The following is a 20,421-nucleotide window of genomic DNA, read 5'->3' on the forward strand; positions in this document are numbered from 1 at the left end:
GAAACAGGACAAAAGCGAGAGCCAGAATCAGGATCAGGCGCATGTTTTCCATGAGTGGGAGAGGACTTGCGCTAGTGGTTAGTAGGAGTGGAAGGGGTCGTGCGGGCACGGGCCGCGGAGGTCGGATGCGTCACCGGCGGTACCGGATCGACGCCGCCGGGATGCCATGGGTGGCAGCGCAGGAGGCGGCGTATTCCCAGCCAAAGTCCGCGCAGCACGCCGTGGTGCTCGACGGCTTCCATGGTGTAGTGGGAGCAGGTCGGGTAAAAGCGGCAATGGTTTCCGAGAACCGGGCTGAGAAACAGCTGGTAGGCTCGGATCGAGCCACGGACGATCTGCTTGGCGATCATCGGTGAAAGCGCTTCCAGTGCCTTGCCAATGAGTCATAGAGTGTCGCGTTGTCGGCCTCGACCGCGGCGCGGCGACAGAGCACGACCAGGTCCATGGGCTTCAGGTCGTCTCGCACATGGCGAAAGCTCTCGCGAATCACGCGCTTGATCCGGTTGCGAGCCACGGCGTGCGGTGCACAGCGTTTCGCGATTGCAAGACCAAGCCGGGGCCCGGACGGCGATGCGGCCTCGGATGGCACGACTCGTCCGAGCACGGTGAAGAAGAGATCGGTCGACCGACGTGGAGCGGCAAAGACCCGGTTAAAACCGGAGGTGTCGAGCAATCGCGCCGAGCGCGGGAAACCGAATCGGCCCGCGGCGGCGTTTTGCAGGTCGACGCTTGCATGGGTCTCGGCTCGCGACGGCTCGGATGACAAGGCTAGGGCGTCAGGCGAGCACGGCCCTTGGCGCGCCGAGCCTGCAACACCTTACGGCCGTTGCGAGTCGCGTTGCGGGCTCGAAAGCCATGCGTGCGCGCTCGCTTCAGACGGCTGGGTTTGAAGGTCTGTTTCACGAAGAGGTCTCCACGGATGTGACCCAGGTTTGGTGGGTCGGGCGATGATGGTCAGCGGTCATCATTGGCGCTCACCGACGAAACATACTGTAACGGGATGCTTGGGTCGGTCCGCCGGTAGCCGCACAAGTCAAACTGAGAGCGTTATGCCGCGAGTCGTTGCTAATGTTACCAAGCCCGCGAAGCAAGGCCGCCCATATTAGAACGCGCTGTTTTCCCGGTCAATGTCTGGACGCAATGAGCTGGGCCTCGCGGATCTGTCTCGGGCTGTGGATAACTGTCGACTGGAGGTCTAGACTGGCCGGTTGCAGTCGCGGTGTCTAGCGCCGCTCCACAGTTACGCACAGCGAGGAAATCGGCGATGCCGAAGCTTTGGGACCAGTGTACGGGCCTGTTGAAACAGGATCTCACTGACTCTGAATTCAACACCTGGATCATGCCACTACAAGCAAGCGAGGACAGCGGCCGACTGCGGCTCTTCGCGCCCAACCGATTTGTCAAGGATTGGGTCAAGCAGCACTACGAGGCACAGATCCTGTCACTGTGCCGTGGGGTGAGCGAGGGCCGGATCGAGCAGGTGAGCTTTGAGATCGGCGCGCTGCGCGAGAAGGACAGCGCGGTCAGCGTCGCGCGAAACAGTGGCGATGAGGCCGATGATGCGCTGCTAGAGCAATGTCGCAGCGAAGCGGGACTGAATCGTACGTTCAACTTTGAGACCTTCGTCGAGGGCAAGTCGAACCAGATTGCGCGTGCAGCATCGATCCAGATCGGCCAGAACCCCGGCACCGCCTACAACCCGCTATTCGTCTATGGCGGTGTTGGACTCGGCAAGACCCACCTGATGCACGCGATCGGCAACGCCATCTTGGAAGCCAATCCTGAGTCACGTGTGATCTATGTGCACTCCGAGCGGTTCGTCTCGGACATGATCAGGGCGCTCCAGCATAACGAGATTGACAAGTTCAAGCGCTTCTATCGCCGGGTGAACGTGCTCTTGATCGACGATGTGCAGTTCTTTGCAGGCAAGGATCGCTCGCAAGAGGAGTTCTTCCATACCTTCAACGCGCTGTTCGAGGCGCAGCAACAGATTGTGCTGTCGAGCGACCGCTTTCCGAAGGAGGTCGCCGGGCTCGAGGAACGGCTGCGATCGCGTTTCGGCTGGGGACTCACGGTTGCGATCGAGCCGCCCGACCTGGAGACGCGGGTAGCGATCCTGAACAGTAAGGCGACCTTGATTGGTGCCGAGCTTCCAGACGACGTGGCCTTCTTCGTCGCCAAGCGCGTGCGCTCCAACATCCGCGAGCTCGAAGGGGCGTTGCGCCGTCTGGCCGCGAATTCGCGATTCCTCGGCGTGCCGGTCACTGTCGACTTCGCCAAGGAGGCCCTGCGCGACATGCTCGTGGCGCAGGACAAGCAGGTATCGATTGAGAACATCCAAAAGACCGTCGCTGCCCACTACAAGATTCGAGTCAGCGACCTGTTGTCGTCCAGCCGCTCGCGCTCGGTGGCTCGGCCGCGGCAGGTCGCGATGAGCCTGGCGAAGGAGCTGACGAAGCACAGTTTGCCCGAGATTGGAAAGGCGTTTGGGGGGCGGGACCACAGCACCGTGATTCATGCGTCACGTAAGGTCGCTGAGCTGCGCTCAACCGATGCCATGATCGAGGAAGACTACAAGATCCTGTTGAGGAGTCTGCAGAATTAGCTGTGAGTAATTTGGGGGCCGATCACCGAGCTTGATCTGTCCACAGTGCTCTCACAGGTCGGCTAGACGATTTTGCACAAGGTCGTGAGGCTGGTATCGGGATGTTTCTGAACGCGTTTGGTTGCGATGCCCGGGTTATCCACTGAGCCTATTACGACGACTATTTTGATATTCCAAGCAAAGAGTAATAACGCATGAAGATTTCGGTCGATCGGTCCGTGCTGCTATCTGCCTTGTCGTTGGTTGGAGGCGTGGTTGAGCGCCGGCAAACACTCCCGATACTGGGCAACCTGTTGCTCAATGCAGAGGACGGGCTGTTGCGCCTGAAGGGCACGGATCTTGAGATCGAGATCAATAGCACAGCAGTGTGCGAGGTCGAGGAAGCCGGTTCGATGACATTGCCCGCACGCAAGCTCATCGATATCTGCCGTTCGCTGCCAGAGGGCACCGAGGTTCAGATCAGGGCCCAGGCGGAGCGAGCGTCGCTCGTCTCGGGACGCAGTCGGTTCACGCTCAGCACCTTGCCCGCGGCCGATTTTCCAGCGATGGAGGTGCCGCAGCCGGAGGTGTCGATGGAGGTCGAGCGCGAGGTGCTGCAGCGGATGCTCGAGAAGACCTCGTTCGCGATGGCTCAGCAGGATGTGCGCTATTACCTAAACGGCGTCCTACTGGAGCTGACAGCCGATCGAGCCGTTGCGGTGGCGACCGATGGGCACCGGCTTGCGAAGGCGGTTGCCGCGGTCGATGACACGGGCGAGCAAGGGATTGGGCTTGACGCGGAGCCGCGCCAGGTCATCGTGCCGGCCAAGAGCGTGCTCGAGCTGAAGCGGCTGCTGGGATCGGCTCCGGAGCGGGTGCGGGTGGAGCTGTCGGAGCGGACCCTGAAGGTCGACCTGGGCAGGACCCAGGTGGTCTCAAAGCTGGTAGAGGGGCAGTACCCAGACTACAACCGGGTGATTCCTGCGGAGCTCGAGCGGCTTGCGACGATCGACCGGGAGCGGCTTAAGGCGGCGCTTCAGCGGACGGCCATCCTGTCGAACGAGAAGTATAAAGGCGTGCGGGTGACCTTTGAGCCGACCCGACTGTTGCTGCAGACCCAGAATCCGGAGAAGGAGCAGGCCGAGGATGAGATCGAGATCGAATACAGCGGGGAGAAGGTCTCGGTGGGTTTCAATGTGGCCTACGTGCTCGACGTGTTGTCGGCGGTCGATACGGCGAGCGTTGAGGTGCGGTTTCGGGATGCCGAGAGCAGCGCGGTTTGGCAGGGGGTGGGCGCTGAGGATGAGGTCTTTGTCATCATGCCGATGCGTTTGTAGCGGTGTGGCGGGCCGACGTTGTTCAGCGGGGCGCTGTTTGCGGTGAGTGGGGAGGCTGGGCGAGCGGGCCTGCGCGTTCGCGAGCACCTGTGAGGTGTGTCTAGGTCGATGTTGAGACGGCTGAAGGTCGAGCGGTTTCGCAATCTGCGGGGCCTCGAGCTGGAGCTGGGCACTTGCGGTAACTGGGTGGTTGGGAGCAACGCCGCCGGCAAGACCGCGGTGCTCGAGGCGGTGTACTGCATGAGTCGGGGGCGCAGCTTTCGCGGAAGGCGCTTTGGAAGTCTGGTCCAGCGGGGCGCTTGCTCAGCTCGGGTCGAGGGCTGGATTGAGGAGGATCTGGGTAGCGCGCGATTGAGCTGGGTCTGCGCGGACGGCGAGGTGAGAAGGGCTCCAGAAGGCTCGGGCGAGTCATTGCTGCCGGTCAGGCTGATTTGCGAATGGACCCATGCGCTGGTGGATGGCGAGCCTGCCTTGCGGCGCCGGTTCGTTGATTGGAATCTGATGCTGTGGGATCGCTCGGCAGTGGACCTGTTTTCGCGATTTCGGCGGGTGGCTGCGCAACGGAACGCATGGCTCCGTGCTGGGGGCGGGGGTCGAGCGGTTTGGGACGAGGCCTATGCGGATGCGTTGGCAGATATCCTTAAGAGGCGAGCCGGGTTCTTTGCGAAACTCTCCGAAGGGTTTTCGGAGTTGAATGCAAAGGAGGGTTGGTTTGTCGAGCTGGAGGCACGGTGGGACGGGCTCGTCGCCGGTAGGGAGGAGCTGTTGAGGCGGCTGCAGGAGATGCGTGCAGCCGATCAGGAGCGGGGCTTTACCTATCTGGGGATCACGCGAGCGGATTTCTCTCTACGCTGTGATGGACTGAGGTGGGTCGGCTCTCGCGGGCAGGCGAAGGTGCTGGGGTGCATCCTGCAGGTCGTGGCGGAGCAGCTGGTGTCGGAGTCTGGCCAGGCGCGAGCGTTGTGGCTGGTTGATGACCTGGACGCAGAATTGGCGCCGGAGTGGACAGAGAAGATGGTCGGCCTGCTGCGAAAGGGCGACTACCAGGCGCTGTACACCGCGTTGCCGGGCAAGCTTGGTGCGCAGCGTTCTGAGGAGCAAGGGGATCGGATGTTCCACGTGGAACAAGGGGTGTTGTCGCGGGGTACCAGGTGACGCCTGTGTCTGCAATCGTGCAGAGGGCTGGCCGGGTCATGCTCGGCGAGTTCGGGCTGAGGGCCGCGTGCCAGTTGCTTTCCGGCGCTTAGGCGCGCTTGTCAAAGGTCGAATCGGGGTCGCTGGCCCGCTCGCTCGCCGTTCTTGGTCGCGACGACATTCAGATGGCCTGGCTACTCGGCCGGGTGGGTTTCCGGCGATGCTCCTCGAAGACAACCGACATTCCTGCGCAATTGGGTCTGAGCGTCTCCGGCACTCGCCTTAGTGTTCCACGTGGAACATTCGCCAGCGGGACAGCCTCTAGCCTCTCAGCTGTTGTATAATCAGCCGCTTCCAGCAGAGCGCTAGCAGGGGCTGCACCCCCTGGCGCAGCACTGCTCGAACTGACGCCGCCGTCGCTTGAGTCCAGCCGCAATTGCCGCAGGCGCGCTAGCGCCGTCACTGCCTGCCCTCTTCTCTGAGACCTCCGGCCCGCGGGCGTCGATCGCCATTGCCCTCTGGGCCTGGCCCATTTGTCTCTCACCACAGATTTCCCCAGCGTATGAGCTACGATTCCTCAAGCATCAAGGTCCTCCGCGGTCTCGACGCGGTCCGCAAACGGCCCGGGATGTACATCGGTGACACCGATGACGGTACAGGCCTCCACCACATGGTGTTCGAGGTCGTCGACAACGCCATCGATGAAGCCCTGGCCGGGCACTGCACCGAGATCCTGGTGACCGTTCACGCTGATGGTGCTGTCTCCGTCCTCGACAACGGGCGTGGCATCCCGGTTGATATCCACCCTGAGGAGAATCGCTCCGCCGCTGAGGTCATCATGACCGTGCTTCACGCCGGCGGAAAGTTTGACGACAATTCCTACAAGGTCTCCGGTGGACTCCATGGGGTTGGCGTCTCGGTCGTCAATGCGCTCTCCGAATACCTGTGTCTGCGAATCCGACGCGATGGCATGGCTTACGAGCAGGAGTTCGAGCTCGGTGTGCCGGTCTATCCCCTGCGCGAATGCGGCCCCTCAGAAACGACCGGCACCGAGGTCTACTTCAAGCCGTCGGACACCATTTTCAGCGACCTGGAGTTCCACTACGAGATCCTTGCCAAGCGCTTGCGCGAGCTCTCCTTCCTCAACTCAGGCGTGCGAATTCGGCTCAAGGACGAGCGCAGCAATCGCGACAGCGTCTTCGAGTACCAGGGTGGTATCCGCGCCTTCGTCGAGCATCTGAATCACAACAAGTCACCGATCCATCCCAGCGTCTTCTATTTCAGCGCTGAGCGCAGTGACATCGTCGCCGAGGTGGCACTCCAGTGGAACGATGCCTACCAGGAAAACATCTTCTGCTACACCAACAACATCCCGCAACGCGACGGTGGTACTCACCTGGCTGGCTTCCGCGCGGGTCTGACCCGAACGCTGAATCAATACATCGAGCGACAGCAACTCGACCGCAACCAGAAGACCCGACCGGTCGGCGATGATGCCCGCGAAGGGCTGACAGCGGTCGTCTCGGTCAAGGTTCCAGATCCGAAATTCTCGTCCCAAACGAAGGACAAACTGGTCTCGTCCGACGTCAAGCCCGTTGTCGAGGCCCTGCTGAACCAGTACCTGGACATGTTCCTCGAGGAGAACCCCTCCGAGGCCAAGATCATTGCCAACAAGATGCTCGAGGCAGCACGTGCACGGGAAGCGGCCCGCAAGGCGCGCGACATGACACGCCGAAAAGGCGTGCTCGACGTCGCCGGCCTCCCGGGCAAGCTCGCAGATTGCCAGGAGAAGGACCCCTCGCGCTCAGAGCTCTTCATCGTTGAGGGCGACTCCGCTGGCGGCTCTGCGAAGCAAGGGCGAGACCGTGCCTTCCAGGCCATCCTGCCGCTCAAGGGCAAGATCCTCAACGTCGAGAAGGCCCGGTTCGACAAGATGCTGTCCTCAGCCGAGGTCGGCACCCTGATCACTGCGCTTGGCTGCGGCATCGGGCGCGAAGAATACGACCCGGACAAGCTGCGATACCATCGCATCATCATCATGACCGACGCCGATGTCGACGGCGCCCACATCCGCACGCTGCTGCTGACATTCTTCTATCGGCAGATGCCTGAGCTCGTCGACCGCGGACACGTCTACATCGCGCAGCCGCCCTTGTACAAGGTCAAGCGAGGTAAGCAAGAGGACTATCTCCTCGACGACGCCGAGATGAGCGCTTCGCTGCTGCGCTCTGCACTCGAGAACGCGAGCCTTCATGTTGAGGCTGACGCCCCTGCGATCAGCGCCCTCGGTTTCGAGGCGCTCATGACCGATTACCAGGTCTTCCGCGCCATGCTCGTCAGGATGGCGAACCGCTATGATCCGAGCTTCTTGACGGAGCTCTTGAGTATGCCGCGGTTAACCGCTGAGACCCGCACCGATGCAAACCGGCTTGCGCAGTGGGCTGAACAGCTCGAGGGGCTGTTGCGCGAGCAAGCCGGCCCGGCCATCGACTACCGCACCAAGCCCATCATCCCAGATGGTGAGCAGCCAACCGGTCTCTCCATTATTCGGCTCGTCCATGGTATCCCCGAGACCCGCGAGGTCGGTCTCGACTTCTTCGACTCAGCCGATTATCGGCGTATTGCAACACTGGCGGAAAAGCTCGACGGCCTGCTGAAGCCCGGTGCTAGGGTTGTTCGCGGTGAGCGCAGTCGCGAGCTGCGTAGCTTTGGAGAGGCCTTCGATTGGCTAATCGCCGAAGGTCGTCGCGGTTATCACATCCAGCGCTACAAAGGCCTTGGCGAGATGAATCCCGAGCAATTGTGGGAGACCACGATGGACCCGGACAGCCGCCGCCTGCTGCGTGTCACCATCGAAGATGCTGTCAGCGCCGATCAAATCTTCACCACCTTGATGGGCGAGCACGTCGAGCCGCGCCGTGACTTCATCGAGCGCCATGCGTTGGATGCTGCCAACATCGACGTCTAGTCCCGAAGTCTGCGCAAAAGCCGTCGAACGCTGCCGGCGGAGCCACGACACCTGAGCTACGCCGACCCAGCCTTGCCCTGGGAGCCGTGCGATCAGCGCCATGCCATCAGCGCTCCGCCATCGGAGCCATTCCATCGGAGCCATTCCATCGGCGCCATTCCATCGGAGCCGGCGCAGCTCCCAGCCCCTAGTCTCGGCGCTCGGCGTTCTCCACCAACGCCGCGGCCGTGGAGCGAATCCAGTCTTCGGCCAAGGCGTTGATCTCAGTGGCGCTCAATCCCCTGGTCTGGATCACTGGACCGATGACGACATCGATGGTGCCAGGGTACTTGCGCCACTGGTTGCGGCCCCAGAAACAGCCGGCATTGTGCGCAATCGGAATCACCGGCATCTGCGTGCGTGCGGCCAGCATCGCGCCGCCGAGCCCGAACGGTTTCACCGTGCCCGGCGCGACCCGCGTGCCTTCTGGAAAGATCACGACCGAATGGCCCTTCGCCAGCCGCTCTGCCCCAACGGACAACAACTGGCTCATCGCTTGGCGTCTCGCCGAGCGCTCGATCGCGATGGGATGAAACAGCGCCAGCGCCCAGCCGAAGAACGGGATGCGTAACAGCTCGCGCTTCATGACCCAGCTTTGGGGGGTCGGTAGCAAGGCCCCGAGTGCGATGGTTTCCCATGCCGACTGATGATTGCTCAGGATAATCTGTCCCCCGCCCTCTCGCCGACGCGCCTGCAAGTGCGTTTGGCCGGTGACTCGACAATCGATCCTGCACAACCTGCGAAGCGCCCAGAGCACAGCGCGTTGCCAGTGCAGTGCGAGCTGCTGCAGACGTCGATTTGGGAGGACCTTCGCCAACAACAGCATCAGCGTGCCGTAGACAATCACGCTGAGCCAGAGAAAGGCCTCAAAGGTTACGGCTCTTAGGCTGCCCATCGCAGACATCGGCGACTAGCCCTGTTCTAGCAACGCATCCACAGCGGCGGCAAGGTCGTCGTACACAGGTATGTCTGCGAGCGCAGAGGGTAGGCGCTGCTCGGTTTTCAGTCCATTCCCGGTACGCACTAGGATGGGGCGGGCACCGGCCTGTTGCGCCGCTTCGAGGTCGCGGCGCGAATCGCCAATCATCGGTGCCCCATCGAGCGGGAGGCCGGTCCGTCGCTTGATCTCGCGCAGTAATCCCGGAAGCGGCTTGCGGCAGTCGCAACCATTGGTCGGACCGTGGTGGCAGAAGGCGATAACCTCGACCCGACCTCCGACCGCACTGAGGCGCCCACGCAGCATCTGGTGGATGGCGTTGATATCGTCCAAGTCGCACAGGCCACGCGCGACGGCGGACTGATTGGTCGCGATCGCCACATTGATCCCGGCGTTGTTGAGGCGAGCGATGGCCTCGAGGCTGCCCGGGATCGGCTGCCACTCAGCGACGGACTTGACGTAATCGTCCGAGTCGAAATTGATGACGCCATCGCGATCCAAGATGACGAGCTTCATGTCAGCGCCTCTCTCGACCCAAAACCGGGCTTGGCCCTGTGACTTGCCCCAATGACGTTTAGATACACCGTCGCTTGGGGCCCTAGGAACCCTAGGACTGAAGCAACGAGATATCCGCAACGCCAAGCACCAAGGCCTCCAACCGCTTCAACAGCGTGAGCCGGTTCGCGCGGACATCGGGCTCGTCGGCCATGACCATCACCTGCTCAAAGAAGTCATCGAGCGTCTGGCGCAGGCTCGAGAGCTCGGCCAGGGCGGCTTCATAGTCCTGCTGTTCCAATAAGGCATTGACCCGATGGGTCACCTCATCGATCGCCGTTGCGAGTGCCCGCTCGGCATCATCCTGCAGAAGACGCGGATCAACCTCTTGGGCAATCTCGCTCGGTGACACCTTGCGAAGAATATTGCGGGTACGCTTGTTCGCGGCGGCCAATGCGGCAGCCTCTGGCCGGCTGCGGAAACCCTGAACCGCACGGATACGACGGTCGATATCGCGCGGTTGGCTGAGCTCGAGCGCGAGGACTGCGTTGATCGCGTCCGGATCAGCCGCCTGCTCTCCTTCAGCATCAGCGTAGTAGCGCCTGAGCCGCTCAAGACAGTATGCCAACACCTCGGGCACGCACCACTCGGCCTGGAGCGCGTCGGGATAGGCAGTAGCGGCTCGCTCCAATAGCGCGCGAAGGTCCAGCGACAGCGGTGTCTCGATCAAGATGCGAAGCACAGCGATGGCCGATCGGCGCAGGCCATAGGGATCTTTGACCCCCGACGGGCGCTGTCCGATCGCGAAGATACCGACCAGGGTGTCTGCACGGTCCGCGATCGCGACGGCGCGGGCGAGGTTGGATTCCGGGAGCTGATCGCCGGCGTGCCTTGGCCAATAGTGCTGCTCGAGCGCAGCGGCCACCACCGGGAGCTCGCCGCCCTGCTCGGCATAATAGCGCCCCATGACCCCTTGCAGGCTACCGAACTCCCCCACCATCTGGGTCACCAGATCGGCCTTGGCCAAGCGCGCGGCATGGCGCGTCTGCTCGACGTCAGCGCCAATCTCAGCAGCGATCCAGGCACTGAGCTCGGCAATCCGCTCAGTCTTCTCGAGCAGCGTTCCAAGCTGATGCTGGAACACGATGCCCTGCAAGGCGTCGATGCGCTCTGCGAGGGGGGTCTTGAGGTCCTGCTCCCAAAAGAATTTGGCATCAGCGAAGCGCGGGCGGATCACCCGCTCATTGCCGGCGCGGACCTGCTCCGGCTCAAGGCTCTCGATGTTACTGACCGTGATAAAACTCGGCAGCAAGCTCCCCGTACCATCCAAGACCGGGAAGTACTTCTGATTCGCCTGCATGGTCTCGACCAAGACCTCGGATGGCACCTCAAGGAAGCTGGCATCGAATCGGCCTAGCAGCGCGACGGGCCACTCACAAAGCGCAGTGACCTCGTCAAGGACGGATTCATCGATCATCGCACTGCCGCCGGCCTCGGCTGCGAGCCGCTCGACCTGCTGGCGGATCGATGCGCGTCGGCTCGCTAGATCGGCTTCCACGCGTGCCTCACGCAGCGAGGTCAGATAGTCCGCCGGTGATCCGAGGCTGATGGCCTGCGGATGATGGAACCGATGCCCCCTTGTGACGCGATCGATGCTCAGTCCGAGCACCCTGCCCTCAACCAGGGATTCCCCGAGCAGCACAGTGACCCAGTGCACAGGCCGCACAAACTCGACGCTACGATCACCCCAGCGCATCCGTTTCGGGATCGGCAGCGCTGCCAGCGCCTCCTCGATCAGGGCTGGCAACAAGGCCGAGGTGCTCTTGCCGCTGACCTGCTGGCGAAAACAGAGCCAAGCGCCCTTCCCTGTCTCTTCACGCTCGAGCGCCTCGACCCCAACCCCACAGGACTGCGCGAATCCGAGGGCGGCCTTGGTCGGGGCGCCCTCCGCATCGAACGCCGCCTTCAGCGCCGGACCGCGGCGTGTGACCAGCTCATCCGGCTGGCTGACGGCCAAATCATCGACGATGACGGCGAGTCGCCGCGGGCTCGCGAAGGCCCGAGCGCCCCCATGGCTGAGCCTAGACTCATCCAGTCGCTTGACCAGCCCGTCTCGAAACGCCTCGGCAAGCCCGGCCAGCGCCGACGGCGGCAATTCCTCGGTGCCGATCTCGACCAGCAGATCAGCGGCAGTCTCCGCGCTCATGCGGCCTCCTTGGCAATCGCCGCAGGGTCAGCCATCGGGAAGCCGAGCGCCTCCCGGCTCTGATAGTAGGCTTCGGCGACGGCGCGGGCCAGTGTGCGCACCCGCAGGATGAATCGCTGCCGCTCGGTCACCGAGATGGCGCCGCGGGCATCAAGCAGATTGAAGGTATGTGACGCCTTGAGCACCTGCTCATAGGCCGGAAGTGGCAGGCCAGCCTCGACCAACGCGGTACTTTGCTGCTCACAGGTATCGAAGAGCGCGAACAGCGAGCCGATCGCGGCATGCTCGAAGTTGTAGGCCGACTGCTCGCGCTCGTTCTGCAGGAAGACGTCGCCATAGGAGACGGGCCCGGTCGCGGAGTCGGTCCAAAGCAGATCGTAGACGCTCTCGACGCCCTGCAGATACATGGCGATGCGTTCGAGTCCATAGGTGATCTCACCGGTCACCGGCCGGCATTCAAGCCCACCGACCTGCTGAAAATAGGTGAACTGGGTGACCTCCATGCCATTCAGCCAGACCTCCCAGCCCAGACCCCAAGCGCCGAGCGTCGGTGACTCCCAATTGTCCTCGACGAAACGGATATCGTGGACCAGAGGATTGATGCCGAGCTCGCGCAGGGAATCGAGATACAGCCCTTGGATCAGCTCCGGTGAGGGCTTCATCACCACCTGGAACTGATAGTAGTGCTGCAGCCGATTCGGGTTCTCACCATAGCGACCGTCCGTCGGGCGTCGTGACGGCTGAACATAGGCAGCGTTCCAGGGCTCCGGGCCAATCGCTCTCAAGAAGGTGCCGGGATGGAAGGTGCCTGCACCGACCTCCATGTCGTAAGGTTGCAGGATGACGCAGCCCTGGCGACTCCAGTAGCGCTCAAGTTTGAAGATCAGCTCCTGAAAACTGATGCGATCGGCCGACTGATTGCTCAAGGCGGGCTCCGGCGTCTGCTAAAAACCCGACAGTATAGCGATGTCGCACCTGATCGGACCACAGCATCTGCTGCGGTTTCGAACGCCTGGCCCCGCTATACTCCGCGCCAACCGACGCTTTACTCGTTGACGCGCATCAGGACGTCCCCATGGATACGACTGCACGAGAGGCCCGAGCCAGTGCGATCAAAACCACGACCACGGTCGGTGCAGTGGTCAACCTGCTGCTCTCGGTGGTCAAGATCGCAGCTGGGTGGATTGGCCAGTCACACGCCTTGATTGCCGATGGCATCCACTCCCTCTCCGACCTCTTATCCGATGCCTTGGTCTGGCTGGCGGGGCACAAGGCCGCGAAAGGACCCGATGCCGAGCATCCATACGGCCATGGACGCTTCGAGACGGTCGCGACACTCGCGCTGGGCTTCCTGCTTATCGCCGTCGCGATCGGCATTGCCTGGGACGCGACCGAGCGTCTGTTCGAGCCCCACGCCCTGTTGCGACCCGAGCCGATCGCCCTCTATGCCGCAGGTGTTTCGATCTTGGTCAAGGAGGCGCTGTACTGGTACACCCGCGCCTATGGGCTTCGGGTGCGCTCAGACCTGCTCATGGCCAACGCCTGGCATCATCGCTCTGACGCCATCTCATCAATCGTCGTCTTGATCGGTGTTGCGGGCACCCTAGCTGGATTGCCCTATCTCGACTCGGTTGCCTCGGTCATCGTGGCCGTGATGATCGCGAAGATCGCCTGGGACCTGGGCTCGGATGCGACCCGCGAGCTGGTCGATACTGCATTGAGTCCCGAGCGTCTGCGTGAGATCAGCCAGATCATCCGCCGCAGCACCGGGGTTCGAGACGTCCATATGCTCCGCACGCGCACGATCGGCGGCAGCGCCTCAGCAGATGTCCATGTGCTCGTCGATCCTGACATCAGCGTCTCTGAAGGGCATGCTATCAGTGTGCTCGTCCAACAGCGGTTGATGGAGACGATCGACCGGATGTCGGATGTCACGGTGCATATCGACCCCGAGAACGACGAGACCGCTGTTCCCACCAAAGACCTACCGATGCGCACCGAGGTGATCGAGCGACTCGACCAACATTGGTCTCAGATCCCCGAGGCGATGACGCGCAAACGTCTCGTACTGCACTATCTGGACGGTGCAATCACGGTCGACGTGTTCTTCCCCCTGCGAACCTATACCGACAAGCCCGCTGCGCGGCAGTTGCGCGAGCGGCTACGCACTGCGCTCGAGGATGACCCCTGCTTTGCAGACGTCCGCGTCTATTTCGGCTGATATGTGCCCCCTTTTGGTGCGCGCCCGGTTCGCGTATGGTCTATTCGGGTGCGCTCGCTCGCTGAGCCTGACCGTCGTTCGCTGCAGACTGCACACAACAGCGCAAGGCGGACTGATGGCACGTAACCTGCTTGACCGATGCCGCTAGCCGTTGTGCGACCCGAGCCTAGGCTCCGCCTGCGCCTACACCAAGCTCAGCGATCGATCGCCTGATTGATCGCCTGCGCACCCTGGGCTAGGAGCCTAGCGCCCACCTAGCGTCACAACCCAAATTCTCTGCCCAAGACCAATAGCGGGAGATTTCGCAGATGTCCGCCACTGACGTGTTGAAAACCATCAAAGACGAGGACGTAAAGTTCGTCGACCTCAGGTTCACGGATACTCGAGGCAAGGAGCAGCACGTCTCGCTGCCGGCCCGCGTCGTCGACGAGGCGCTGTTCCAGGACGGCAAGATGTTTGACGGCTCGTCGATCGCGGGCTGGAAAGGCATTGAGGCCTCAGACATGGTCTTGATGCCCGAGGCCTCAACCGCAGTGCTCGACCCCTTCTCCGACGAGAAGACGATGATCGTCCGTTGCGACATCCTCGAGCCTGCAACGATGCAGGGCTACGAGCGTGATCCCCGCTCGGTCGCCAAACGCGCCGAGGCCTATCTGGCGTCGACCGGTGTGGCCGACACCGCGTTCTTCGGTCCTGAGCCTGAATTCTTCGTGCTTGACGACGTGCGCTGGGGCATCAGCATGGCCGGGGCCTTCTACAAGGTCGACTCCGAAGAGGCCGAATGGAACTCGGAGCGCGTCTTCGAAGACGGCAATATGGGCCACCGACCGGGCGTTAAGGGCGGCTACTTCCCGGTCCCGCCGGTCGACTCGCTCAATGATCTGCGCGCCGCGATGTGTCTGGCGATGGAAGAGATGGGCGTCCCAGTCGAAGTCCATCACCATGAGGTTGCCACGGCTGGCCAGTGCGAGATCGGCACCCGCTTCGACACCCTGGTCAAGCGTGCCGACATGAACCAGATCCTAAAATACTGCGTGCAGAACGTCGCTCACGCCTACGGTAAGACGGCGACCTTCATGCCCAAGCCGCTGGTCGGCGATAATGGCAATGGCATGCACGTTCACCAGTCGCTCGGCAAGGATGGCCAGAACATCTTTGCCGGCGACAAGTACGGCGGCCTCTCCGAGACAGCGCTCTACTACATCGGCGGCATCATCAAGCATGCGCGTGCACTGAACGCCTTTACCAATGCGTCCACCAACTCCTACAAGCGGTTGGTTCCGGGCTTCGAGGCGCCGGTCATGCTGGCCTACTCGGCCAAGAACCGGTCCGCCTCGGTGCGCATACCGCACGACGCCAACCCGAAGGCCACCCGCATCGAGGTGCGCTTCCCGGATAGCACGGGCAACCCCTATCTCTCCTTCTCCGCGATGATGATGGCCGGTCTGGACGGCATTCAGAATAAGATCCATCCCGGCGATGCGATGGACAAGGATCTCTACGACCTGCCGCCCGAAGAAGAGAAGGCGATCCCTCAGGTCTGCTACTCTCTGGATCAGGCCCTCGATGCACTCGATGCCGATCGCGAATTCCTCACCGCGGGTGGCGTCTTCACTGATGACGTGATCGATGGCTACATCAAGCTGAAGATGGCAGAAGTCACTCAGCTGCGCATGAGCACCCACCCGGTTGAGTTCGACCTCTACTACAGCCTCTGATCCTAGGCTGTGCGAGTAGCGCGACGCGCTACTCGCCCGGGCATGGACGCCCCGTCCTTCTCTCTCCCTCTCCCTCTCTCCCGCATCTCCCCAACACTGATCAGCCATCGGCTCAGCGCTCGCTAGGCGGCGTGCTGCCCACCCGTCGGCGACGGGCGGATCAATGCCGCTGGCGACTAGCCTCGACCTCCGTCTTTCGATCCTGATGTCCGGCGTTGGTGCAGTCCGCTGCACCTGTTGAGTGCGTCAGGCACTAGACTAGTGCGCTGGGTCGTCCCGGTCGTTAACCCAGCCGCCTTCGGCAGCGCCAGGGATCGATCGGCTCGAGATGCTCGCTGGCCGGCAACCCCCTCCTCCGATGGACGATTTCGCCACCGCGGCCGAGAACCCGCGATACCGAGCGCCAGCGCCTCGGCTCCATGCGCTGACCCCTGAGCTGGCTCGCTGCTTGCTTACTGGGGCAGGATCGGAGCCAGGCGATGACATCACGATCCATGAACGAGAAACTCGGCGGACTTAGCCAGCTTGGCATCATGATCCTTGATAACCTCAGCACAGCGGTGCTCCTCTTTGACCGCGATCTCCGTCTTCGCTACATCAATATCGCCGGGGAGAACCTGCTCGCAGTCAGCGCGAAAACGGTGCTTGGCGAGGCGGCTGGCTGCCTGGTTCCCTGCCCGACCGATTCGGTCGAGGACCGGCTGCGCGAGTCGCTGAACACACGACAGCCGTTTACGGAGCGGGAGGTCGAGGTCAAGCGGCCGGATCGTCAGATCATCCGTGTCAACTGCACGGTGCTCCCGTTGCATCCGATCGACGAGCCCTATGACTTGCTCATGGAGATGCAGCAGGTCGACCGTCAGCTGCGCATCGCGCGTGAGGAATACCTGATCTCCCAGCACCACGCGACCCAAGCGCTGCTGCGCGGTCTCGCGCATGAGATCAAGAATCCGCTGGGTGGGCTGCGGGGCGCGGCTCAGCTGCTCGAGCGCGAGCTGCCAGAGGCGGGTCTGCGCGAATACACCCGGATCATCATCGATGAAGCCGATCGTTTACAGACCCTGTTGAATCGGATGTTGGCGCCGAACAACCTACCGCAATTCAGCGCCATCAACATCCATCACGTGATCGAGCATGTTCGTGGTCTGCTCCGGGCAGAGTTCCCCAGTGGCCCCGAGATCGTTCGCGACTATGATCCGAGTATCCCCCATCTCGAGGGTGACCCCGATCGGCTGATCCAGGCCATTCTCAATATCGCCCGCAACGCCGCTCATGCTGCTGGTCAACAGGGTCAGGTGCGGCTGCGCACCCGGGTGATGCGGCAGTTCACCATTGGCAGCGTGCGTCATCGTCTGGTCCTTGTCGTCGAGATCGAGGATGACGGTCCCGGTATCCCCGATGAGCTGATGGACCGCATCTTTTTCCCCATGGTGTCAGGCCGCGCTGGCGGCACCGGTCTCGGGCTCGCCATCGCTCAAGAGCTCGTCAATCAACACCAAGGCTTGATCGAATGCGAGAGCCGACCCGGCTGCACCACCTTTCTGGTCTACCTTCCGTTGGAGCTGACCGATGAATAGAGTTCCCAGGGTTTGGGTGATCGACGACGACCGCTCGATTCGTTGGGTCCTCGAGCGCGCCTTACGCCAGGCCGAGATGGATGTGACCAGCTTCTCCAACGGTGTCGGCGTGATGGATGCATTGGAGCGCGACCAGCCTGACGTGATCCTGTCCGATATCCGCATGCCAGGTATCGATGGCCTCGAGCTGCTGGAGCAGCTTACGGCGCGCTATCCGAATCTTCCGGTCATCATCATGACCGCACATTCTGATCTCAACAGCGCGGTCTCGGCCTTTCACGGTGGCGCCTTTGAGTATCTACCCAAGCCCTTCGATATCGACGAGGCGGTTGATCAGGTCCAGCGTGCTTGCCGAAGGCAGCAGGAGACGGCTGCCGAGCCGCTACCGCTTCCGCACAGCCCAGACATCATCGGCGAGGCGCCGTCGATGCAGGAGGTGTTTCGCGCCATCGGCCGACTGGCCCGCTCCAACATCACCGTGCTGATCAATGGGGAGTCTGGCACCGGTAAGGAGCTGGTTGCGCATGCGCTGCATCGGCACAGCCCCCGCGCCCAGTCTCCGTTCATCGCGCTGAACATGGCAGCGATCCCGCGGGACCTGATGGAATCGGAGCTCTTTGGTCATGAGCGCGGGGCCTTTACCGGCGCCCAGACCCGTCGCGAAGGACGGTTCGAGCAGGCCGACGGCGGCACCCTCTTCCTCGATGAGATCGGTGACATGCCGGCCGAGCTGCAGACCCGGCTGCTGCGCGTGCTCGCCGACGGTGAGTTCTACCGGGTTGGCGGCCTCACGCCGATCAAGGTCGACGTTCGCATCATTGCGGCGACGCATCAGAACCTCCGTGAATTGGTCGCCAACGGCAGCTTCCGCGAGGATCTCTTCCACCGCCTCAACGTCATTCGCATTCATCTGCCGCCGCTGCGTGAGCGGCGTGAGGATATCGGCTTGCTGATGCGCCATTTCCTCGCCCAAGCGGCGAAAGAGCTCGGTTGCGAGGCCAAAGTCCTTGCTCACGACGCCTTGGCGCGCCTCGAGTGCCTCGAGTGGCCGGGTAACGTGCGCCAGCTCGAGAACACCGCTCGCTGGCTCACGGTGATGGCGTCGACCAAGCAGATCCATGTCGGCGATCTACCCCCTGACCTCGAAGGAATCGCCGCGGCGGCGCAGGCCGACGAACAGTGGGAAGGAACCCTGCGCGCCTGGACCCGACGCCGGCTCCAGCAAGGAGGCCGTGGCATCCTCGACTCGGCGATGCCCGCGTTTGAGCGCATCCTGATCGAATGTGCGCTCGAGCACACGGGCGGCCGGCGTCAAGAGGCCGCAAAGCTATTGGGCTGGGGCCGCAATACCCTGACGCGCAAGATCAAGGACCTTGGCATGGATGCCGATGGCCCCGAGGATCTCGGTGATGAGGAAGAGTCCGAGCGCTCAAACAGCTGAATTAACCACCTGCGGTCGCTAGAGCGTGCTGGTAATCAGGACCTAGGCGCCCTATGTCCTCTCAAACCAGTGCTCATGGCGCGGCTGCATACTCGGTCGCGACCGCCTTGATCCCATCAGCCCTTGATCCCATCAGCCTAGGAATCGACCAGTGGACAGCAGCAGTATTCGTCTCCCCGGCTCCGAGCTGGGCGAGATCCGTTTTGCCGACGGGACCCTCAGCGTCAGCTTTGCCCGTGCCTACATCATCAAAACCATGACCGGCTCTGCCGAAAAGACGCTCTGGTGGCAAGCCGGTGAGCTGGTCCTCGATGAGGCCGAGCTACTGATGCCCTTGCCCGCGCAAGATGCGGACACAGGCCTCGTCTGCGATGGCGGCGATATCGACGAGAATGTCTATACCTATCGGGACATGATCCCGATACCGCTGGAAAGTCGCGGCCACTGTGCCTGCGATCTCAAGCTTCAAGGCAGCGATGCGCGTATCAAGGCGCAGGGCACCAGCATTCGATTACTCATGCAGGCAACCCCCAAGTACATCGAGCACATCCGGGCCGAGGGTGATGGCTGACCGGGAAGACGCGATCAGTGGACGAAGAAAGGCCCCAGCTCGCTCGACGAGCTGGGGCCTTTCTCGGGGTCTGTCAGTGCGATGCCCATCAGGATGCCCAGCATCGCGCACCCCGCCGAATGGCGCTCGGCGGTGAGATGCTGTCAGAGGCGAGTTGAGCCGACGATCTCATGGGCGATGTCGACGACGCGATTCGCCATGTCCGAATACTCCTGACGGTAGTCGGCCAATAGACCGTCCTGTGAGGCCCAGTAATCCTTGCCGCTGATGCCCTTCTCATGCTCGAGGTCGATAAACTGTTTTTGCATCTCGAGCATCTTGTCGATCAGCTCCTGCTTCTCTTTCTTCAAGGCAGCGATGTCGGTCATGGTGTTCTCCCCCGCAGGGTCTCGTTGATCTATTCGTTCGAACGCCGGATGGAACCGTTGCCGAGGAGGTGCAATGCCCCGCGCGGCAGATCCGGAGCTGTGGCCGGCTCAAAAGTATATGCCGAACGATTAATATACCATGCCTGCTCGATCATCGGTCAAGCAACGCCGCCATGTTCCACGTCATCCTCTATCAGCCAGAGATCCCGCCGAACACCGGAAACGTGATTCGGCTCTGTGCCAATACGGGCGCCGCACTGCATCTCATCGAGCCGCTGGGTTTCGTGCTCGACGATCGGCGATTGCGCCGAGCCGGCCTCGATTATCACGAATGGGCGGGTGTCCAGGTCCATGCCAACATGGAAGCTTGTGAGCATGCACTTGGTGAAGCACGGCTGTTCACACTGAGCACCCATAGCCATCAGGTCTATGCCGAGCAGTCCTTCCAGCCTGGCGACGCCTTCCTATTTGGTCCAGAGAGTCGGGGTCTTCCCGTCGAGCTCCGCGAATCGGTCCCGCCTGAGCGACGGCTGCGGCTGCCGATGCAACCGCATAGCCGCAGCCTCAACCTGTCAAACGCGACCGCCGTGGTGGTCTATGAGGCCTGGCGCCAGAACGGATTCCGCTGATCAGTCGAGCTCGGAGCGGCTCGAGCGCTCGAGTAGCTGCCGGGTTGCGGCCTCCGGGGTCTGCCCTTCATAGAGCACCGCCTGTACCTGCTCAGCGATGGGCATCTCGATCCGCTGCGCTCGCGCGATGCGGCACACCGCTTGAACGGTGATCACGCCTTCGACCTCTTGACCGATCTCTGCCAGGGCCGCCGCC

18 protein-coding genes and 1 pseudogene are annotated in these 20,421 nt (G+C 62.2%); 10 read left to right on the forward strand and 9 right to left on the reverse strand.

Annotated elements, in window-relative coordinates; all coding sequences use genetic code 11:
* Positions 1-71: 71 nt before the first annotated feature.
* From yidD to rpmH, 3 genes are read right to left on the reverse strand one after another with little or no spacing between them, the layout of a single operon-like run.
* Positions 72-350: a membrane protein insertion efficiency factor YidD gene (yidD, locus tag ACY693_RS03190; RefSeq protein WP_462320386.1), complete on the reverse strand. Its 279-nt coding sequence runs from the start codon at positions 348-350 to the stop codon at positions 72-74.
* Positions 347-766: a ribonuclease P protein component gene (gene rnpA, locus ACY693_RS03195; protein ID WP_462320387.1), complete on the reverse strand. Its 420-nt coding sequence runs from the start codon at positions 764-766 to the stop codon at positions 347-349. The genes yidD and rnpA overlap by 4 nt, the downstream gene beginning before the upstream one ends.
* Before the next feature lie 2 nt (positions 767-768).
* On the reverse strand, positions 769-903 hold the full coding sequence (gene rpmH, locus ACY693_RS03200) for a 50S ribosomal protein L34 (RefSeq protein ID WP_200243277.1): 135 nt from the start codon (positions 901-903) through the stop codon (positions 769-771).
* A 361-nt stretch (positions 904-1,264) separates the two neighbouring features.
* On the opposite strand from rpmH, the gene dnaA reads away from it, so the two are divergent.
* From dnaA to gyrB, 4 genes are all read left to right on the forward strand, one after another.
* Positions 1,265-2,605 carry a chromosomal replication initiator protein DnaA gene (gene dnaA, locus ACY693_RS03205; protein WP_462320388.1) on the forward strand — a complete coding sequence of 447 codons (1,341 nt, stop codon included), beginning with the start codon at positions 1,265-1,267 and terminating at the stop codon, positions 2,603-2,605.
* A gap of 194 nt (positions 2,606-2,799) precedes the next feature.
* A complete protein-coding gene (gene dnaN, locus ACY693_RS03210) occupies positions 2,800-3,921 on the forward strand; it encodes a DNA polymerase III subunit beta (RefSeq protein WP_462320389.1) in 1,122 nt (373 codons plus the stop codon).
* A 108-nt stretch (positions 3,922-4,029) separates the two neighbouring features.
* Positions 4,030-5,076 (forward strand): DNA replication/repair protein RecF, encoded by a 1,047-nt coding sequence (recF, locus tag ACY693_RS03215; protein ID WP_462320390.1) that lies wholly within the window; start codon positions 4,030-4,032, stop codon positions 5,074-5,076.
* Between the two features lie 541 nt (positions 5,077-5,617).
* Positions 5,618-8,023, forward strand: coding sequence for a DNA topoisomerase (ATP-hydrolyzing) subunit B (gene gyrB, locus ACY693_RS03220; RefSeq protein ID WP_462320391.1), 2,406 nt, complete (start codon positions 5,618-5,620; stop codon positions 8,021-8,023).
* A gap of 187 nt (positions 8,024-8,210) precedes the next feature.
* Here the strand turns inward: gyrB and ACY693_RS03225 are convergent, their stop codons facing one another.
* The 4 genes from ACY693_RS03225 to glyQ form a co-directional block, all read right to left on the reverse strand.
* The gene (locus tag ACY693_RS03225) at positions 8,211-8,966 is read right to left on the reverse strand and encodes a lysophospholipid acyltransferase family protein (RefSeq protein WP_462320392.1); all 756 of its coding nucleotides are present in this window, start codon (positions 8,964-8,966) and stop codon (positions 8,211-8,213) included.
* 6 nt (positions 8,967-8,972) lie between these two features.
* The gene (gene gmhB, locus ACY693_RS03230) at positions 8,973-9,515 is read right to left on the reverse strand and encodes a D-glycero-beta-D-manno-heptose 1,7-bisphosphate 7-phosphatase (RefSeq protein WP_462320393.1); all 543 of its coding nucleotides are present in this window, start codon (positions 9,513-9,515) and stop codon (positions 8,973-8,975) included.
* Between the two features lie 91 nt (positions 9,516-9,606).
* Positions 9,607-11,700 carry a glycine--tRNA ligase subunit beta gene (gene glyS, locus ACY693_RS03235; RefSeq protein WP_462320394.1) on the reverse strand — a complete coding sequence of 698 codons (2,094 nt, stop codon included), beginning with the start codon at positions 11,698-11,700 and terminating at the stop codon, positions 9,607-9,609.
* Positions 11,697-12,626: a glycine--tRNA ligase subunit alpha gene (gene glyQ, locus ACY693_RS03240; protein WP_462320395.1), complete on the reverse strand. Its 930-nt coding sequence runs from the start codon at positions 12,624-12,626 to the stop codon at positions 11,697-11,699. The genes glyS and glyQ overlap by 4 nt, the downstream gene beginning before the upstream one ends.
* 149 nt (positions 12,627-12,775) lie before the next feature.
* Between glyQ and ACY693_RS03245 the strand changes: the two genes are divergently transcribed.
* The 5 genes from ACY693_RS03245 to ACY693_RS03265 all read left to right on the forward strand — a co-directional run bounded on the left by ACY693_RS03245 (position 12,776) and on the right by ACY693_RS03265 (position 19,228).
* Positions 12,776-13,921 (forward strand): cation diffusion facilitator family transporter, encoded by a 1,146-nt coding sequence (locus ACY693_RS03245; protein ID WP_462320396.1) that lies wholly within the window; start codon positions 12,776-12,778, stop codon positions 13,919-13,921.
* Positions 13,922-14,229: 308 nt separating this feature from the next.
* Positions 14,230-15,639, forward strand: coding sequence for a glutamate--ammonia ligase (gene glnA / locus ACY693_RS03250; RefSeq protein ID WP_462320397.1), 1,410 nt, complete (start codon positions 14,230-14,232; stop codon positions 15,637-15,639).
* A 494-nt stretch (positions 15,640-16,133) separates the two neighbouring features.
* The gene (gene glnL, locus ACY693_RS03255) at positions 16,134-17,216 is read left to right on the forward strand and encodes a nitrogen regulation protein NR(II) (protein ID WP_462320398.1); all 1,083 of its coding nucleotides are present in this window, start codon (positions 16,134-16,136) and stop codon (positions 17,214-17,216) included.
* On the forward strand, positions 17,209-18,657 hold the full coding sequence (ntrC, locus tag ACY693_RS03260; protein WP_462320399.1) for a nitrogen regulation protein NR(I): 1,449 nt from the start codon (positions 17,209-17,211) through the stop codon (positions 18,655-18,657). Before glnL ends, ntrC begins: the two co-directional genes overlap by 8 nt.
* A 151-nt stretch (positions 18,658-18,808) precedes the next feature.
* Entirely contained in the window at positions 18,809-19,228 is a 420-nt protein-coding gene (locus ACY693_RS03265) for a hypothetical protein (protein ID WP_462320400.1), read from the forward strand.
* Positions 19,229-19,371: 143 nt separating this feature from the next.
* Here ACY693_RS03265 and ACY693_RS03270 read toward each other — a convergent pair whose 3' ends face one another.
* Entirely contained in the window at positions 19,372-19,596 is a 225-nt protein-coding gene (locus ACY693_RS03270; RefSeq protein WP_462320401.1) for a hypothetical protein, read from the reverse strand.
* Between the two features lie 173 nt (positions 19,597-19,769).
* Here ACY693_RS03270 and ACY693_RS03275 point away from each other — a divergent pair, with 173 nt between their 5' ends.
* On the forward strand, positions 19,770-20,225 hold the full coding sequence (locus ACY693_RS03275; protein ID WP_462320402.1) for a tRNA (cytidine(34)-2'-O)-methyltransferase: 456 nt from the start codon (positions 19,770-19,772) through the stop codon (positions 20,223-20,225).
* Here the strand turns inward: ACY693_RS03275 and ACY693_RS03280 are convergent.
* Positions 20,226-20,421: pseudogene (locus ACY693_RS03280) on the reverse strand (NAD(P)H-dependent glycerol-3-phosphate dehydrogenase); the annotation flags it as partial.

The sequence above is a fragment of the Halochromatium sp. genome (genome assembly GCF_054919635.1).

What these genes read in the sequence shown, in the direction of transcription:
- yidD (WP_462320386.1), bottom strand. Translation starts at nt 350, where the DNA reads ATGATCGCCAAGCAGATCGTCCGTGGCTCGATCCGAGCCTACCAGCTG.
- dnaA (WP_462320388.1), top strand. Translation starts at nt 1,265, where the DNA reads ATGCCGAAGCTTTGGGACCAGTGTACGGGCCTGTTGAAACAGGATCTC.
- dnaN (WP_462320389.1), top strand. Translation starts at nt 2,800, where the DNA reads ATGAAGATTTCGGTCGATCGGTCCGTGCTGCTATCTGCCTTGTCGTTG.
- recF (WP_462320390.1), top strand. Translation starts at nt 4,030, where the DNA reads ATGTTGAGACGGCTGAAGGTCGAGCGGTTTCGCAATCTGCGGGGCCTC.
- gyrB (WP_462320391.1), top strand. Translation starts at nt 5,618, where the DNA reads ATGAGCTACGATTCCTCAAGCATCAAGGTCCTCCGCGGTCTCGACGCG.
- ACY693_RS03225 (WP_462320392.1), bottom strand. Translation starts at nt 8,966, where the DNA reads ATGTCTGCGATGGGCAGCCTAAGAGCCGTAACCTTTGAGGCCTTTCTC.
- gmhB (WP_462320393.1), bottom strand. Translation starts at nt 9,515, where the DNA reads ATGAAGCTCGTCATCTTGGATCGCGATGGCGTCATCAATTTCGACTCG.
- glyS (WP_462320394.1), bottom strand. Translation starts at nt 11,700, where the DNA reads ATGAGCGCGGAGACTGCCGCTGATCTGCTGGTCGAGATCGGCACCGAG.
- ACY693_RS03245 (WP_462320396.1), top strand. Translation starts at nt 12,776, where the DNA reads ATGGATACGACTGCACGAGAGGCCCGAGCCAGTGCGATCAAAACCACG.
- glnA (WP_462320397.1), top strand. Translation starts at nt 14,230, where the DNA reads ATGTCCGCCACTGACGTGTTGAAAACCATCAAAGACGAGGACGTAAAG.
- glnL (WP_462320398.1), top strand. Translation starts at nt 16,134, where the DNA reads ATGAACGAGAAACTCGGCGGACTTAGCCAGCTTGGCATCATGATCCTT.
- ntrC (WP_462320399.1), top strand. Translation starts at nt 17,209, where the DNA reads ATGAATAGAGTTCCCAGGGTTTGGGTGATCGACGACGACCGCTCGATT.
- ACY693_RS03270 (WP_462320401.1), bottom strand. Translation starts at nt 19,596, where the DNA reads ATGACCGACATCGCTGCCTTGAAGAAAGAGAAGCAGGAGCTGATCGAC.
- ACY693_RS03275 (WP_462320402.1), top strand. Translation starts at nt 19,770, where the DNA reads ATGTTCCACGTCATCCTCTATCAGCCAGAGATCCCGCCGAACACCGGA.